The organism is Methylorubrum zatmanii (genome assembly GCF_014845115.1).
Lineage (GTDB): Bacteria > Pseudomonadota > Alphaproteobacteria > Rhizobiales > Beijerinckiaceae > Methylobacterium > Methylobacterium zatmanii.
The window spans coordinates 14,789-30,574 of the sequence record NZ_NKUI01000085.1 but is presented as its reverse complement, the minus strand read 5'-3'; the positions used below and the strand labels follow the sequence as shown (position 1 = coordinate 30,574).

The following is a 15,786-nucleotide window of genomic DNA, read 5'->3' as shown; positions in this document are numbered from 1 at the left end:
GCCATCCCCCCGCCGCCACGCCCCTCGGCTGGCAACCTCTCAGCATGACTATCGGGAACCGACGATCATGGACGACGCACGATACACCCTCCATCCCTCCTCCGATCGGGATAGCCGTCACGACCCAGCGACCATCGCCACGCTCCTCGGCCACATCCGCCACGACCTCGTCCGCCAGCGCTTCCGCCTGTCCCTGATGGGAGCGCAGGTCCCTGAGGTCGTCAACGTGACGTCAGATCGGCCCGACGTCGCGGTCGCTGACGTCGACCGGTCGGCACAGCATCGCATGACGCCCGAATTCTCGGACGAGGCGCGCCGTCTCGCAGTTCGAGAGCATCTCAACGACCAAATGCGCCCCATCCTGCGCGCAGTCGCTCAGATTGCTGGCCTCGACTTGGCGATCTGGAAGGCGCGGATCGATGGTCCGATGCCGTTGACAGATCCCGATCTCGTGCAAGCGCTGCCCGCGGTGTTCGCGTCCGGTGCCTTCCGGGAAGCCCGCCGAGCGTGTCGCGACCTTACCTTACTGCCACCGGAGCTAAAGGTTTATGGCGAAAAGCCGTTCGACCTCGGCTTCCGCGGACGCCCGCCCGCGAAGATTCTGGCCGATCACCCGTGCTGGGATCTCCCATTCTTACCTGGAGCCCAGACCCTCGATTGCTGGACCATACACGATGCCTCCGAATTCATGTCCAGCTGGCCGCCTGATCCCGGCGACCTGAAGGAACCGATGGATGCCTGGGACGCGCTTACTGCCGACCTCTGGCTTCGCCAGCACAAGCTCTCTGACGGCCAAGAGGCGGATAGGAGAAATCCGGTCGTCGCGTACAGGGAGGGGCGTACGAAGAAGAGCCCGCTCAAGGTTCTGGCCGGACTCGACGAGGACGCCCTGCTAGTCTTAACCGACGCGGTACTCTGCGAGCGTTTGCGCCGCGATGTGATGGCCGTGCTGATGCAGGATCGTGCCGACCTGATCCACGCGGGCCTTGAGATGGTGGCGTGCGGGTACCTATGCCTGGACGACGTGCGCGCGGCGCTTGCATTCCATGACGACGCTCAGGAGGACGCCTTCGCGGAGGCTTTCGCCGAGAACGACGACTGGATGAGTGAATGGATCGTCGATTGGAGTGTTTGGCTGATCAGCAGATATGATTGGCCGCTGGTCGCTGCCTCTCGTGCCTGAGGCTTAGATTGCGGGATACCGAAGCCGGAAGGCAAGGCCGGGCCAGGCACCTGTTGCTGCGAGCGCTGCGAAGACGAGGCAAGGAGCTGTCGGATCGTCCTGATCCGACAGCGGGGCCTGGGGTACGACGCCGTAAGATATCCTGCTTTCGAACAACGGCAGAAGTTCGAGTAGTTGGGCTCAGCCGGCGCCCCTCCGCTCGGACTTAGGATCGAGGTGGTCGCCGTCACGTGGGATATCACCAAAATTGGATAGACGTCGGTTATCACTCCCAACCCTACGTCGGTTATCGCTTTGAGCCTGAAAGACGTTCACTGACAGAGCGTTGCCGCCCGAGAGCCCGGGGGCTGATCGTGCCGAGATCGATGAGACGAGAACCGAGGCGGGGTGAAGCAAAGACAGTTCGCGAACACCGGGAGTAATGCGACGACGGAGGGCGGCGAGGCATCTGTGCTCTCTTCCTCACGAACACGAAGAGATCACAACCTACGACATGCCCGCCGGCGAGAACGAGGCTGGCTGCGATCTCGAGCTGGCGAGGCTCTGGGTGCGCGCTCGCGCCGATCATACGGGCCCATACCGAGGCAGTTTCCCCCACGAACTGCAGCGATTTCATCCGAGCCAGGACGGAAAGCTGTCCGCCCGCATTTGCGACCTTTCGTGGACGCCTGGAGCGCGCCGCGGAGGTGCGGTTATCGCCCGACGAGTTCACGCTCTTCCTATCGCTGACGCTCGACCCCTTGCGAGCCTTGAGCGCTCGGATCGTCGGCGTTGCGGCCCGATCGGGGAGCCTGAAGCAAGTCGAAACACAGCAAACTTAGAAGAACATAATCAAGCGAAAGGCGACGCGCTCCCGAGCCTCTGCGGCTGCGGGAGCGGAGGGGAAAGCAGTCCAATCACAGCAGATCAGGCGAAGGCCCTTCGCCCCAAAAGCCCAAGGAGGACGGGGACGGCAGAACGCGGCGCTCGGACAGCGCTCGCTGGACGGTCGGTGAGGCGCCTTCGCCCCTTCCCCTGACGATGGACATCACAAATGACAGATACAGATCATGACGCGCCCACCGGCGCGAACGAGCCCGGCCGCCCGCACGAGTCGCCGGGCTTGCGGGTGCGCGCACGGGTCGAGCGCCCGCGCCGGCACAAGGACGGCCTTACCCTCGAACTCCAACCTGTCGATCCTGACCGTACCGGAAGGCTTCACGCCTTCCTCTCCGGCGACCTCATCCGCGAGATCCAGGACGCGACCGGCATCCTGCTCGATCCCGGTGCGATCATCGGCGAACACGAACTCAAGCTGACCTTCGTGGCCGAGCCGCTGGGCAACCTCACCGCGGGGGTCGCCGGCTTCGTGCGCGACGCCTTCCTGACGGGATGGGCCGAGCAGGACGCTGTGGTTCGGGATGGCCTGGAAGCCGACTATTTGTGGGTCCGGCAGCACGACCTGCCGGTCCCGCGCCGGCTCCGGCGGGTGTTCCTAATCGAGCCGGATGACGGCGCTCAGCACCCGCTGGTCAATGCCCTCGCCCATTGGTGGGATCAGGGCGCCATCGAGTTGATCCGACATCCGATCGCGTTCGAGCAGCCGGGCTCGGTCGCCGCGCTTCGGCATGCGTTCGATTGTGCGATCGATCAGTACGAGTGGGGTTCCCTGGACGTGGTGGTCGTGGACCCGGGCTGTGGGTTCGCGTTCCGCGAGCTGTCGGACGACGGGCTGATGCGTCAGGTCGCCGTTTTGCCGGTGCCGGTGATCACGCGCCGCGCGTCGTCGCCGACGCTGCTCGACGGCTTGGCCCACCGCTGTTTCGATCACCCGGACGAGATCCTGGCCTTCCTCGCCGGCATCCTCCGGCAGGAGCTGCGGCTGGCCGACCGGGCGCGGCTCGATGCGATCGCCGAACTGATCGAGGCGATCCCCAAGCCCACGCGCAAGGCGAAGACGCCGCACGGCAAGCCCGGGCCGCTGTTCGACTGACGCCACCCTCGACGATCCGGCCGCCGGCATGCTGGCCGCCGGACCACTGCCCCATCCCGACCTCAGCGAACGACACGATGCGACACCACAGATTCTTTCCTAAGACCCACGGGGGGCCTGTACCCCCGGCTGAACCGGGCGATGCCCGTCCTCCTCCTATCCCGCTGGACGACGCAGGGGCGACCCGGGTCGCCGACGAGATCCGCGAGCTCCGCGATCTGCTCGGCTGGCTGCGCCAACGCCTGCGAGGCGAGCACACGGTGCGGGCCAGCGTCCTGACCGTCGCACCCCTCGGGTCCGACGGACACCTGCTCCTGCTCGGCGAGGCCGATCCAAGCAGTAGCCTCGAGCCGCCCCGGCTCAAGGTTCGGCTCGCCGCTGCCGACCTCGCCGCCTGCCGGGATGCGATCGGCGACGCCCTCGATCCGGCGGCCTTGGTCAACAGGACCGTCGTGCTCCGGCTGCAAACCAGCCTGCGTCAGCGCTACGGGCGCGGTGCCGGGGTACAAGCCAGGGTCATCGCTGTGATCTCGGTCGGCGCGGTGCCGGTCGAGGGCGAGATCCAGCGGGAGAGGACGCTGCAGCGCCTGAGGCGCGAGGGGCGCCGCTTAGGCCCGGGGACCTGGGAGGTGCCCGAGGATCCGCGCCACATCGCGCTGATCGCCGCCGAGTTCGGCGATGCCCGTCGCGACGTCGAGCACGTCCTGCGCCCACTGGAGGAGAACGGCCTGATCCGGCTCCACCGGATCTACGCGATGTTCGAGGGACCGTCGGCGGAGCACTCGTTGAGCGAGGCGTTCGGCCGAGCGGGCGAGCTGCACCGCGAGCACGGCCTATCGGCGACCCTGGTCTGCCGAGGGGGCGGTCCGGTCGAGGGCTTCCAGGCCCTCAACGCCTACGCGACCGTGCGCGCGGCCACCGGGACTCCGAACGTCATCGCAGGGCTCGGCCATGCCGGGACGCCGCTCACCGCCCTGGATGCGGTCGCGGCGCGATCTGAGCCGACCCCGACGGCCGCGGCGATACTGGTGCGCCGGCTTGTCGAGGCCACCGGCGTACGAGCCGAGCGCGCGCTCGCGGCGTTCGACGCCGCCCTCGCGGAGAATCTGGAGGCGGCTGGGCGCATCGCCCTGGCGGGGGCCTTGCAGGGCTTCGCCGCGAGCCTCGGCGATCTCGCGGAACTCGCCGATCGGCGGCTGCGACAGCTCAATCGAGGCGTTGAGCGCAGCCTGCTGACCGGCCTTGCCGCGGCAGCTGGCGTTGGGACCGGCGCGACAGCCGAGATCAAGCCATATGCCGCTCCCATCGAGGTGCTCGGCTTCGGCGATGGGGATGACGACGACCCGGCCTGGGAGCCGGGTTGGGCGCTGGTGACGGCGGCCGACACCGGCCTCGTCATCGAGCGCTATCGCGAGCTCAAGTCCCACATGCCGCTGTTCCTGCACTTCCGCGACGGGACGATCTTCGTCCGGGTCGTGCCGACCTTCGTCACATACAACTGATCTGCGACCAGGAGATTGACCATGTCCAAGACCCGCTCACCCGAGACGCCGAGCTTCCTGACCGCGGTCCGGCGCATCGAGGCGCTGACCCAGGAAATCCAAAAGGACGGATTGTCCGCCTTCGAGAAGGCCGAGGCCGCCTATGTCGAGGTGCAAGAGTTGCGCGCCGTGCTGAACGCCCGGATCGCTGACCTGCGCCGCCGGTCGGCATAGCCCGAGGATCCGGGTCACCGCCGATGTCATACCATCGGCGGTGGCGCCTGAGGAAACACATCCGCGACGCCCGTCGCGGATGCCGCCTCGGGAGAGGCATGGGTACCTATCCAAACCCCGGAAGGGCCGATTACCTCTGCCTCGGACAAAGCGTCAGCTACGGTCGGACGTGTTGCCTAAAAAAACGCCATTCCGGACATGCTCTTGTTGGAGCGGATGACAATCTTTGAGAGCCGCCGGCCGTAATGGGATTTGCTGACGCAAATGCGGACGGACTGATTGCGACCAAACGCCATCGTTCACACGTAGCCCTTCGGATCCCGATAGCGGACGTGTGCTGGACGGCTCCTCTGGCTGCTTTGCGCCCATCCCGGTCATTCACGAAGCCGCGGACGCCACTCCATAGCGGACGTTCACCGTGACGGCAGCGGCCGCCCATTCGCATAAGGGTACGCTATGAAACGAGGAGCGATCCGGTATTCCAAGGCTGTTTCCAGGCTAACAACCGGTTCCGGTCAGCCTCCGAAGGCCGCGTCCCGCTCCACCGGTCGGTGGGCATCGTCCAATCGATGTCGCAGCGTCGCGGCCAGGGTGTCGTGCGCCTCGTCTGGAATGGGGTAAACCGAGCTCGCGTTGATCTCGCAGAGCACGTAAGTGTCCTCGCCGGCGGCGCCCTTCGGCCCGAGCAGGAAGTCGGCGTCCCAGACGACCGGCAGGTCGTCCGGGACCAAGCCGAGCAGAAGCGTCATCTCAGGTATCCATTCCGCTTCCATCAGGCCGCGCAGGTGCTGGAAGCGCGCGTCGTCCGGCCCAGAATAGAGGCGCGGTGGGGCCCGTCCATGCTCGGGCGAGGCGAGCGCGGTCACGTACTGGGCACCGAACCCGGCCACCCGCGTACCGCTCACGTAGCAGCGGACCATCCCCTCCAGGTGCCGCGCCTGGAACGGCTGGTCGACGAGGGGGCCGCCCGCCGCGAAGTCGGCGGCGCGCTCGGCCAGGAACGCGTCGAGTGGCATCGTGCGCCGGCTCCGGTCGCGCGCCTCCTGCACCAGCACGTCGGGACCCGCGGCGCGCTCTACCTTCCAGACGCCGATGCCGCCGTTGCCGCGGCTGCACTTCAGCACCCGCGGCCCCTCGGCGACGCGCGCGGGGAACTCCGCCGCGAGCGCGGCATGGCTGGCGTAGAGGTGCGTATCCGTGCCCCAACCCAACTCCCGCGTCCGGACCAGCACCTCCTTCGTGCCTATCCGGTCGATTACGTCGGGATGACAGCTGACGAGGATCCCGGCGGCCGCCACCTCCCGCAGCACCGCGTCGAGAGCTCTGCGGTCCTCGCCGGTGTCCTCAGTCACTGGGTTCACCCAGACCAACACGGCGTCCACCGCCATAAGCTGGGCCCGGACGTCATCGGCGAGCTCCTCCACCCATACGGCGGGCTCGCCGGCGAGCCCGTGCCGCTCAAGGACGGCGAACACCGCCGCGAACCGGCTGGTTTCCGGACGCGCTTCGGCTCGCGCCCGGGCGTCGCCCCGCCAGACGACGGCGACCTTGAAGGGATGCTGGCCTGGACCCGTCATCTTTGGCACCGGGAGCATTGCTGGCGCGGATCGTGAGGGAGGCGGGCGCGCTCCGGTTCACCGCCCACAGGGCCAGCACTGCCGGAAGGCGAGGCTGGCCCCCGCCAGCATGTCGGTCTGGAGCAGGGCCTCGTTGGCGTGCGCCCAGGCCATATACGCCTCGGTCAGGGCCTCGATGGTGTAGTCGACGGCGCAGATCCCGGCCTTGTCGCCGCCATCGCCGAAGGCCGCCAGCGTATCGGCGACACCCATGAGGTAGGCGCTGCACCAGCCCGACGCCTTGCCCCGCTCGGCGAGGCAGACGCGGTACAGGTCCCCCGACCGCCTCTCGCGGATGTCGACCGAAGCGGCCGGCGGCACCGCCGGGGCACCGACGCCCTGGCCGCCCGCATTCAGGGCGCAGGACGTGCCCTCGCAGCCGGCGGCGTTCGCCGGCGGAACCGTCGCCGGAAGTGAGACGGTGACCGAAGCCGCCGCCAGGACCGCGAGGCACCGCCCCCTGAGGTTCACCGACATCGTCATCATGGCGATGCTCCTGGCATCAGCCCTTCGCGACCTTCACCTGGTCGAGCGCGTCGCGCAGGCCCTTGGCGAGCTTGCCCGCGTCGTCGTTCGCCCAGAAGTGCATGAAGAACAGCCGCGGCTCGTCGTCGAGCATGTGGTTGTGAAGCGCCGTGACCTCAATGCCGCTCGCCCGCAACGCCTTGATCACCGGGTTCACCTCGTCGGCGGTGAGCACGAAGTCGCCCGTGATGGCCGCCTTGCCGCCGCCGGTCGGCTGGAAGTTGATGGCGATCGCCGAGCCCATGGCCTCGGGCACGACCATGCCGTGGTCCTTCGGGGTCTCCGAGCGCGGCACGCTCACGGCGTAGACGCCGCCGTTGACCTTGCCTTTGCGCCCGATGGCGGCGTCGATGGCCGCCGTGTCGAGGTCGAGCGACTGATCCGGCGCGGTCGCCTTCGCCGGCACCGGTCCCTCGCCGGCCGAGGCCGGTTCGGTCTTCCCGGACGGCGGGGAGCCGCCGGCGGTCTCGCCGCCGAAGGGCGTGCGGCTCGCGCCCAGCGCCCCCGCCAGGATCGTGGCGAGCTTCCCGGGCTCGCCCTGCCCGGAGACGTGCATGTAGAGGGTGCTCGGTGAGGCCCGCAGCAGGTGGTTGTGGATGGCGGTGATCTCGACGCCGTTCTCGACGAGGCGCTTCATCACCGGGTTCACTTCGTCCTCGGTTAGGACGAGGTCGCCCATCACCATGACCTCGTTCCCGCCCCCGTGCCGCACGAAGGCGAGCCAGGAGCCAAGGGCGAGGGATGGCTTCAGCTGCACGCCGTCGAGGGTGACCTTCAGGTCGGTCCGGGGCAGGCCGACGCGGTAGACCCCGCCCGGCATGGCGGTCCCGGGCTTGCCCAGCCCGGTGGCGATGGCGTCCTGCCAGGGCTCCGCGGCCGACGCGCCGGTCGCGAGGGTGCCCAGGACGGCGATGGATGCAAGCAAGCGACGCATGGTCGTCTCCTCGATTGTGGTTGCGGTTCGAAGTCCTCAGGACCGGCGTGCCGGTGCCTGCAGCACACCCTCGTCCGGCAGGGTGCCGTCGCCACGCCGGAGCTCGACGCGGTTGCCGGCCATCCAGACCTGGACGCAGGGAACGGCCTCCAGGCAGAGCTCGTCCTTGTCGATCCGCCACCGCGCGGTGTGAGCCCGCCCGAGGGACACGACGTGCAAGCGGCCGCCCGGCTCGAAGCGGTAGGCCCAGTGCACCTCGTCGGTGACCTCCTTGCCGACAAGGCGCGCCCGGATCTCGGACGCGGTCAGGCGCCGGAACGCCTCGCCCGCGGGTGCCGGACCCGCCGCCAGGACGAGAAGGATGACCGCCGCGGTGCGGCGCCCGGTGCCCATCACACCAAACCTCCCAAGTGCAGGGCGACGCCGGCAGCGGCGCAGGCCGCGAGCGTCTGGACCATGCCGACCTTGCACCGGAACACCGCCAGCACCGCCGCGGCCGCCAACGCGAGGGCCCAGGGGTTGAGGCTTGACGGGACCGGCACGTCGAACCGGACAGGGCCGGCCGCGAACGGTCGCGTCTCGGCGAAGACGGTGTGCAGGGCGAACCAGACCGCGAGGTTCAGGATCACGCCGACGACCGCGGCGGTGATAGCCGAGAGCGCGCCGGCCAAGGCCCGGTTGCCGCGCAGCCGCTCAACGTAAGGGGCGCCCACGAAGATCCAGAGGAAGCACGGCGCGAAGGTCACCCAGGTGGTCAGCAGCCCGCCGAGCGTCCCCGCCAGGAGCGGCGGCAGACTTCCCGGCGCCCGGTAGGCGGCGAGGAAGCCCACGAACTGGGTGACCATGATCAGCGGGCCGGGCGTGGTCTCGGCCATGCCGAGGCCGTCGAGCATCTCGCCGGGCTTCAGCCAGCCGTAATGCTCCACCGCCTGCTGGGCCACGTAGGCGAGCACCGCGTAGGCCCCGCCGAACGTCACCATCGCCATCTTCGAGAAGAACACCGCCACTTGGCTGAAGACGTCGTCCGGGCCGGCGGCGAGCAGGATGGCAGCGACCGGTACTAGCCAGATAGCGCCCCAGGTCAGCAGTATCCGCAGCGTTTGCCCGGCGGCGGCCCGCTCCTGCGGAAGCTCGTGATCGTCGAGTAGGAAGGGGCCCTCGACGACCTTGCCACCACCCCCGTGCCCTCCGGCCTTGAACTGCGGCAGGCCGGCTCGGCCGCCGAGGTAGCCGATGACGCCCGCGCAGAGCACGATCAGCGGGAAGGGCACGTCGAAGAAGAAGATGGCCACGAACGCCGCAGCCGCGAGGCCGACCATGACCGGTCCCTTGAGTGCCCGCTTGCCGATCCGGATCACGGCCTGGAGCACGATGGCCAGCACCGCCGCCTTCAGGCCGAAGAATAGGCCGGCGACGAAACCGACGTTGCCGTAGAGCGCGTAGACCCAGCTCAGCGCCATGATCGCGAGCACGCCCGGTAGGACGAATAGCCCGCCGGCGACGAGCCCGCCGCGGGTGCCGTGCATGAGCCAGCCGACGTAGGTGGCGAGTTGCTGCGCCTCGGGGCCAGGCAGCAGCGTGCAAAAGTTCAGGGCGTGCAGGAAGCGGTTCTCGGAGATCCAGCGCCGCTCCTCGACGAGGATGCGATGCATGACCGCGATCTGCCCGGCCGGCCCGCCGAACGAGAGCGCGGCGATGCGCGCCCAGATCGGCACGGCCTCGGCCAGGGTCACGGGCAGCGGCGCTCCCGGGGCAGCTGCGCTATGCTCCGGCGCAGTCTGGATGCCTGCGGTCGCGGCCATGGTCAGGCCTTCCCCTTAGTGCGGTCGCCCACCCAGTCGTGACGCTCCTCCGTTGCGTCCCGGCACCAGCGATAGAAGGCGTCGTAGAGGAGCATGCCGGCGTCGAGCTGCTCCATGTCATTGGCATAGATGCGCGACAGGCCGAGCGATGCCGCGAGCAGCCCGGCCGCCTCCGGCGCCAGGTCTGGCCGGCCCGTGTCGGCCCCGCGCACGAGCGTCGCGAGGTGCAGGAGCGGCGGCGTGGCGAGGCCGAGCTCCTCGACCATGACGTCGAAGGTGCAGAGCTCGCCCCGGTGGCTCCAGAAGGTGCCCGGGTCGTCGATGTCGAAGGGTGCGGCCTCGAACCGTTCCGCAACGCCGACGACCTCACCCGGCGGCACGAACAGGAAGACCGCGTCGGGGTCGACGAAGCGGCGGATCAGCCAGGGACAGGCGATACGGTCGACTTTGGGTCGGGCGCGCGTGACCCAGACGGTTCGGCCCTGCTCGTCGCGGTTGCGGACCTTGTCGGCCGGGACCATCGGCAGTTCGGCGGCCGCCCAGTCTGCGATACCACCCTGCAGAGCCTCGGCGTTCACGCCGGCGCTGCGCAGCCAGGCAGCGACGCCGTGGCTGTGCCGGCGCCCGTCCTCGCAGACCACGACGACCGACCTGCCGCGCAGCGCCGGCGCCCACTCGGCGACCCGGCTAGCCTCCCGGACGAGGGAACCGGGCACGTACCGCTGGTCGGCGAGGAATTCCTTGTAGGTGCGCACGTCGACGACGGCCGGGCAGCCGGGAGTTCCGATCAGGCGCGCGAGTTTGTCGACGGTAATGGTGTTGGGCACAGGCATGACGCGTCCTTGCAGCAAGTGCAGATGGGACGCGATTCTTCAGCCGAAGCCTCGTCGGGGGATCGCTCCCCGATGAGTCAATACATCCCGCCAGCGCCCACCCTGTCAAGCGTCCCCGAGGTCGGAGTGGGCCGGCTCCCGTGTGGCCGAGACTTGCTCGACCCGCCGGGGCAGCTCGCGCGCGAGGGCGGTCCGCCGGTAGGGTGTCATTTTCTTCCACGCGCGGATCTCGGGGATTGTGCGGCCGCAGCCGAGGCACCAGCCGGTGCGCCCGTCCCACTGGCAAACCCCGATGCAGGGATCGTCCTTCTTCATGGTACGGCTCCGCACACACCACGGCATCGACGCCGCTGGACACACATAGGGTACCCCCCTATGTGTCGCCATAACGAGGAAGCCTGTGATGGCCCACACGATCAAGGAAAGGACCAAGCTCCTGGCGCGTGTGCGCCGGATCAAGGGACAGGCGGAAGCCGTCGAGCGGGCCCTGGAGGCCGAGCTCGGCTGCGCCGACGTCCTGATGCTGGTCGCCTCGATGCGGGGTGCCATCAACGGGCTGACCGCCGAATTGATGGAAGACCACATCCGCCACCACGTCGTGAACCCGGACGCCGAGCCGGACACAGAGCGCGCCCGGGGGGCCGCCGAGCTGATCGAGGTGGTGCGGACCTACCTCAAGTGACGAGACCTCATGACCTCCTTGCCTGACCTGCTCCAGCAGGGCACCGCGCATGCCTGGCTGTTCGTGCCGAGCGCGATCCTGCTCGGCGCCCTGCACGGGCTTGAGCCCGGCCACTCCAAGACGATGATGGCCGCCTTCATCATCGCGGTCCGAGGCACGGTCACGCAGGCGGTGCTGCTTGGGCTGGCGGCGACGCTCTCGCACACCGCCGTAGTTTGGGTCATTGCCCTCGGCGGGCAGTATCTCGGCCAGGAATGGGGCGGCCAAGCGAGCGAGCCGTACTTCCAGCTCGCCTCCGCGGTGCTCATCGTCGGCATCGCGCTTTGGATGGCGTGGCGCACGTGGCGCGAGCAGCACCACGACCATCATCACCATCACGACGAGACGAAGCACGTCACGACCAGGGCCGGTCTCCTGACGCTGGAAGTGTTCGAGGACGGGGTGCCGCCGCGCTGGCGGGTGCGTGCGGAGCGGGGTGAGCTACCGGCTCCCGGGAGCATGACCGTCGAGACGCTTCGCCCGGACGGCGGTCGGCAGGCGTTCGCCTTCGCGCACCGCGGCGAATTCCTGGAGAGCCTGGAGGAGATCCCGGAGCCGCACGCCTTCACGGCACGTCTGCGCCTCAACGGGCCGGCCGGAGCCGAGATCCACGAGGTCGCGTTCGAGGAGCACGACCATGACCACGGGCACATGAACCTGGGCGACGAGGACGACGCCCACGCCCGGGCCCATGCCGAGGACATCCGCCGCCGCTTCGCGGGCCGGCATGTGACGACCGGCCAGATCGTGCTGTTCGGCTTGACCGGAGGGCTGATCCCGTGCCCGGCAGCCATCACGGTCCTGCTCCTGTGCATCCAGCTCAAGCAGTTCAGCCTGGGCTTCGCGCTCGTCGTCTGCTTCAGCATCGGCCTGGCGCTGACCATGGTCTCGGCCGGCGTCGTCGCGGCGCTGAGCGTCAAGCATGTCGCCTCCCGCTGGTCCGGGTTCGACGCCTTCGCCCGGCAGGCCCCTTACGCCTCGGCCGCCCTGATCGTCCTGGTCGGCCTCTACACCGGCTGGCTAGGCTGGCAAGGCATCAGCCACGCACACCAGGACCACGCGGCCGCATGGACTGTCGACATTCAAGGCTGACCGACCGGCCATGAGCCGAAACAGGTTCAGTCGTCGGCGATGGCACGCGACCTGGGATCGACCAGGAGGCGGACCTAACGGCCATCACGCTCGCACGGGCTTTCCTCAACGCACTGCCTCGCACAGCGCAGGTTGCCGCACCTCCGTGACACGCACTCCCGTCGCCGCCCGGCCGAAGCGGACGTAGAGCGCCGGCAAGACCAGCAGGGTGAGCAGGGTCGCGCTGACGAGGCCGCCGATGACCACCGTCGCCAGCGGCCGTTGCACCTCGGCGCCCGTCCCCGTCGCCAGGGCCATCGGCACGAAGCCGAGGGCGGCGACCAGCGCCGTCATCACCACGGGACGCAGCCTGGTCAGCGCCCCGTCCCGGACCGCCTCGGGGATGGCCATGCCCCCCGCAACCAGCGTCCGGATATGGTTGAGCAGCACCAGGCCGTTCAGCACCGCCACGCCCGACAGCGCGATGAACCCCACCGCCGCCGATACCGAGAACGGCATGTCGCGGACCCACAGGGCGGCCACGCCGCCGGTCAGGGCCATCGGCACGGCGCTGAACACGATGGACGCGTCGCGCGCGGAGCCGAGCGCCCCGAGCAGAAGGATGAAGATCAGCGCGAAGGCCGCCGGCACGACCACCATCAGGCGTTGCCGGGCGGCGGTCAGGTTCTCGAACTGACCGCCCCAGCGCACCTCGTAGCCGGCTGGCAGCCTCACCTCCGCGGCAATTCGCTCCTGCGCCTCCGCCACGAGCGAGCCGATGTCGCGACCGCGCACGTTCGCGGTCACCACCACGCGCCGCCGCCCGTTCTCGCGGCTGACCTGGTTCGGCCCCTCCGTGAAGGTGAAGGTCGCTAGTTGGCGGAGCGGCACGCTCATGCCCATCGCTCCCGGCGCGGTCGGCACGCCGGTACCCGACCGGGCCGGAGCCGCCTGCGCGGGCGGCAGCGGGACGGGGAGGTTCTTCAGGGCCTCGACGTCTCCTCGGACGTCGTCGGCGAGGCGAACCACGATGGCGAAGCGCCGGTCGCCCTCGAACACCAGCCCGGCATCCTTGCCGCCGACGGCCGTGCCGATGACGTCCTGCACGTCGGCCATGCTCAGGCCGCGCCGGGCGATCTCGCGCCGGTCGATCTTGATCTCAAGGAACGGCAGCCCGACCGCCTCCTCGACCTTCACGTCGGCGGCGCCCTCCAGGCTGCGCAGGATGCCGGCGATCTTACGGGCCCCCTCGACCATCGGACCGAACTCCTCGCCGAACACCTTCACGGCGAGGTCGTCGCGCACGCCGGCGATGAGCTCGTTGAAGCGCATCTGGATGGGCTGGGAAAAGCCGAGCAGCGTGCCGGGGATCAGCTTCGCCTCCGCCTCCATCCGTCCGATAAGCGCCTCTTTGCTCTCGTGCGGGTCGGGCCAGGCGCTCTGCGGCTTGAGGATGAGGTAGGCGTCGCAGGCGTTCGGCGGCATCGGGTCGGCGGCGATGTCGGGCGTGCCGCAGCGCGAGTAGACGAAGGCCACCTCCGGGAACTTGCTCATCGTCTCCTCGACGCCGAGCTGCATCGCCTGCGACTGCGTGATCGACGTCGATGGGATGCGGCGCGCCTCCATGACGATGTTCTTCTCGTCGAGCGTCGGCGTGAACTCCTGCCCTAGCCGCGTCGCCAGCGCTCCGGCGATCCCGAGAACGACCAGCGCACCGACGATGAAGGTTATCGGTGACCGGATGGCACCGCACAGTACCGGCCGGTAGGCCGCCTTCAGGACGCGGACCAAGGCGTTGTCGCCCTCGCTGACCCGCCCGGTGACGAAGGTCGCGATCATCGCCGGGACGAAGGTGAGCGACAGCACAAACGCCGCCACGAGCGCGATCAGGACCGTCAGCGCCATTGGCGTGAAGGTCTTGCCCTCCACGCCGGTGAAGGTCAGCAGGGGCACGTAGACCAGGATGATGATGGCCTGCCCGTAGACGCTCGGCTTGATCATCTCCTCGGCCGAGACCCGCACCGTCTCCAGCCTCTCGTCCAGGCCGAGCCGGCGTCCAAGCTCGTGTTGTCGCTCGGCGAGGTGCCGCAGGCTGTTCTCCGCGATAATGACCGCACCGTCGACGATGAGGCCGAAGTCGAGGGCGCCCAGGCTCATCAGGTTGGCGCTGATCCTCCCCGCCAGCATGCCGGTGGCCGTGAGCATCATCGTCACGGGGATGACCAGGGCGGTGATGACGGCTGCCCGTATGTTCCCCAGCGTGAGGAACAGCACCGCGATGACCAGCAGCGCGCCCTCGGCGAGGTTCCTGCCCACCGTCCGGATGGTCGCGTCGACGAGGTCGGTGCGGCTGAGGAGCGTCCGGGCCTGGATGCCGGGCGGCAGGAGCTTGTTGATCTCCCGGATCTTGGCGTCTGCGGCGGCCGAGACCGTGCGGCTGTTCTCGCCGATCAGCATCAGGGCCGTGCCCAGCACCACCTCGTGCCCGTTCTCGCTGGCCGAACCGGTCCGGAGCTCCTGTCCGATTCCGACCTCCGCGACGTCCTTCACTAGGATGGGCACCCCGGCCCGGGTCGCCACCACGATGTCCCGGATCTGGTCGACGTTCTCGATGAGGCCGCCGGCCCGGACGACGTAGCCCTCGCCGTTGCGTTCGACGTAGTTAGCCCCGCGCGTGGCGTTGTTCGCCTCGATGGCGCGGGTGACGTCAGCGAAGGACAGGCCGTAGCCCACGAGCTTCATCGGGTCCGGCCGGACCTGGTACTCCTTCACGAAGCCGCCGATGGCGTCGGCCCCGGCCACGCCCGGCACACTCTTCATCTGCGGCCGGATGATCCAATCCTGCACGGTCCGCAGGTAGACCGTGCGCTCGAAGTCGGACCTCAGCCGCTCGCCCTCGGGCGTCAGGTAGCTCCCGTCCGTCTGCCAGCCAGAACGGCCGTCCCTCACGGGCACGCCCTCGCCTGGGGGCAGATACTCCACCGACCACCAGTAGATCTCGCCGAGGCCGGTCGAGATCGGCCCGAGCTTCACCTCGACCCCGGGCGGAAGGGTGCCGCGCACCTCGGTCAGGCGCTCGTTGACCTGGGTCCTCGCGAAGTACACGTCGACCTTGTCGCTGAACACGGCCGTCAACTGGGCGAAGCCGTTGCGCGAGAAGGAGCGCATGCTTTCCAGCCCCGGCGTGCCGGCCAGCGCGCGTTCCAGCAGCACCGTGACCTGCTTCTCGATCTCGACCGGCGTCAGCGCCGGGGCGATGGCGTTGATCTGCACCTGGTTGTTGGTGACGTCGGGCACAGCGTCGATGGGCAAGCGCGCGAGCGACCACGCCCCGAAGGCGGTGGCGATGAGGGTCACCAGGATGACGGCGTAGCGGTTGGCGACGGAGAAGCCGAGGATGGAACGGATCATGGT

Annotated in this window: 14 protein-coding genes; 6 read left to right on the top strand and 8 right to left on the bottom strand. The window is 68.9% G+C overall.

The window, feature by feature from the left end; genetic code table 11:
• The 4 genes from MZTS_RS11570 to MZTS_RS11555 form a co-directional block, all read left to right on the top strand.
• The coding region (locus tag MZTS_RS11570) for a hypothetical protein (RefSeq protein WP_210329245.1) at positions 1–1,183 on the top strand (1,183 nt) is incomplete at its 5' end.
• A gap of 1,108 nt (positions 1,184–2,291) precedes the next feature.
• On the top strand, positions 2,292–3,155 hold the full coding sequence (locus MZTS_RS11565; RefSeq protein ID WP_192283945.1) for a hypothetical protein: 864 nt from the start codon (positions 2,292–2,294) through the stop codon (positions 3,153–3,155).
• A 77-nt stretch (positions 3,156–3,232) separates the two neighbouring features.
• Positions 3,233–4,657, top strand: coding sequence for an exodeoxyribonuclease VII large subunit (locus tag MZTS_RS11560; protein ID WP_192283944.1), 1,425 nt, complete (start codon positions 3,233–3,235; stop codon positions 4,655–4,657).
• 21 nt (positions 4,658–4,678) lie between these two features.
• Complete coding sequence (locus MZTS_RS11555; protein WP_024830188.1) at positions 4,679–4,870, top strand: hypothetical protein; 192 nt, start codon at positions 4,679–4,681, stop codon at positions 4,868–4,870.
• A 515-nt stretch (positions 4,871–5,385) separates the two neighbouring features.
• Here the strand turns inward: MZTS_RS11555 and MZTS_RS11550 are convergent.
• The 7 genes from MZTS_RS11550 to MZTS_RS11520 all read right to left on the bottom strand — a co-directional run bounded on the left by MZTS_RS11550 (position 5,386) and on the right by MZTS_RS11520 (position 10,895).
• On the bottom strand, positions 5,386–6,447 hold the full coding sequence (locus tag MZTS_RS11550) for a Cj0069 family protein (RefSeq protein WP_024830187.1): 1,062 nt from the start codon (positions 6,445–6,447) through the stop codon (positions 5,386–5,388).
• Between the two features lie 57 nt (positions 6,448–6,504).
• Positions 6,505–6,972 carry a Rap1a/Tai family immunity protein gene (locus MZTS_RS11545; RefSeq protein ID WP_024830186.1) on the bottom strand — a complete coding sequence of 156 codons (468 nt, stop codon included), beginning with the start codon at positions 6,970–6,972 and terminating at the stop codon, positions 6,505–6,507.
• 16 nt (positions 6,973–6,988) lie between these two features.
• Positions 6,989–7,945: a DUF1259 domain-containing protein gene (locus tag MZTS_RS11540; RefSeq protein WP_024830185.1), complete on the bottom strand. Its 957-nt coding sequence runs from the start codon at positions 7,943–7,945 to the stop codon at positions 6,989–6,991.
• Positions 7,946–7,981: 36 nt separating this feature from the next.
• Entirely contained in the window at positions 7,982–8,338 is a 357-nt protein-coding gene (locus MZTS_RS11535; RefSeq protein ID WP_024830184.1) for a hypothetical protein, read from the bottom strand.
• Positions 8,338–9,747 (bottom strand): chromate efflux transporter, encoded by a 1,410-nt coding sequence (gene chrA, locus MZTS_RS11530; RefSeq protein WP_024830183.1) that lies wholly within the window; start codon positions 9,745–9,747, stop codon positions 8,338–8,340. Before chrA ends, MZTS_RS11535 begins: the two co-directional genes overlap by 1 nt.
• 2 nt (positions 9,748–9,749) lie before the next feature.
• On the bottom strand, positions 9,750–10,580 hold the full coding sequence (locus tag MZTS_RS11525) for a chromate resistance protein ChrB domain-containing protein (protein WP_024830182.1): 831 nt from the start codon (positions 10,578–10,580) through the stop codon (positions 9,750–9,752).
• Positions 10,581–10,685: 105 nt separating this feature from the next.
• The gene (locus MZTS_RS11520; protein ID WP_024830181.1) at positions 10,686–10,895 is read right to left on the bottom strand and encodes a DUF1289 domain-containing protein; all 210 of its coding nucleotides are present in this window, start codon (positions 10,893–10,895) and stop codon (positions 10,686–10,688) included.
• Between the two features lie 88 nt (positions 10,896–10,983).
• Here MZTS_RS11520 and MZTS_RS11515 point away from each other — a divergent pair, with 88 nt between their 5' ends.
• Entirely contained in the window at positions 10,984–11,262 is a 279-nt protein-coding gene (locus tag MZTS_RS11515) for a metal/formaldehyde-sensitive transcriptional repressor (RefSeq protein ID WP_024830180.1), read from the top strand.
• A 9-nt stretch (positions 11,263–11,271) separates the two neighbouring features.
• Positions 11,272–12,393: a nickel/cobalt efflux transporter gene (locus MZTS_RS11510; protein ID WP_024830179.1), complete on the top strand. Its 1,122-nt coding sequence runs from the start codon at positions 11,272–11,274 to the stop codon at positions 12,391–12,393.
• A 105-nt stretch (positions 12,394–12,498) separates the two neighbouring features.
• Here MZTS_RS11510 and MZTS_RS11505 read toward each other — a convergent pair whose 3' ends face one another.
• Positions 12,499–15,783, bottom strand: coding sequence for an efflux RND transporter permease subunit (locus tag MZTS_RS11505; RefSeq protein ID WP_024830178.1), 3,285 nt, complete (start codon positions 15,781–15,783; stop codon positions 12,499–12,501).
• Positions 15,784–15,786 lie beyond the last annotated feature (3 nt).

What these genes read in the sequence shown, in the direction of transcription:
- MZTS_RS11535 (WP_024830184.1), bottom strand. Translation starts at nt 8,338, where the DNA reads ATGGGCACCGGGCGCCGCACCGCGGCGGTCATCCTTCTCGTCCTGGCG.
- MZTS_RS11555 (WP_024830188.1), top strand. Translation starts at nt 4,679, where the DNA reads ATGTCCAAGACCCGCTCACCCGAGACGCCGAGCTTCCTGACCGCGGTC.
- chrA (WP_024830183.1), bottom strand. Translation starts at nt 9,747, where the DNA reads ATGGCCGCGACCGCAGGCATCCAGACTGCGCCGGAGCATAGCGCAGCT.
- MZTS_RS11525 (WP_024830182.1), bottom strand. Translation starts at nt 10,580, where the DNA reads ATGCCTGTGCCCAACACCATTACCGTCGACAAACTCGCGCGCCTGATC.
- MZTS_RS11550 (WP_024830187.1), bottom strand. Translation starts at nt 6,447, where the DNA reads ATGACGGGTCCAGGCCAGCATCCCTTCAAGGTCGCCGTCGTCTGGCGG.
- MZTS_RS11515 (WP_024830180.1), top strand. Translation starts at nt 10,984, where the DNA reads ATGGCCCACACGATCAAGGAAAGGACCAAGCTCCTGGCGCGTGTGCGC.
- MZTS_RS11510 (WP_024830179.1), top strand. Translation starts at nt 11,272, where the DNA reads ATGACCTCCTTGCCTGACCTGCTCCAGCAGGGCACCGCGCATGCCTGG.
- MZTS_RS11505 (WP_024830178.1), bottom strand. Translation starts at nt 15,783, where the DNA reads ATGATCCGTTCCATCCTCGGCTTCTCCGTCGCCAACCGCTACGCCGTC.
- MZTS_RS11560 (WP_192283944.1), top strand. Translation starts at nt 3,233, where the DNA reads ATGCGACACCACAGATTCTTTCCTAAGACCCACGGGGGGCCTGTACCC.
- MZTS_RS11520 (WP_024830181.1), bottom strand. Translation starts at nt 10,895, where the DNA reads ATGAAGAAGGACGATCCCTGCATCGGGGTTTGCCAGTGGGACGGGCGC.
- MZTS_RS11540 (WP_024830185.1), bottom strand. Translation starts at nt 7,945, where the DNA reads ATGCGTCGCTTGCTTGCATCCATCGCCGTCCTGGGCACCCTCGCGACC.
- MZTS_RS11545 (WP_024830186.1), bottom strand. Translation starts at nt 6,972, where the DNA reads ATGATGACGATGTCGGTGAACCTCAGGGGGCGGTGCCTCGCGGTCCTG.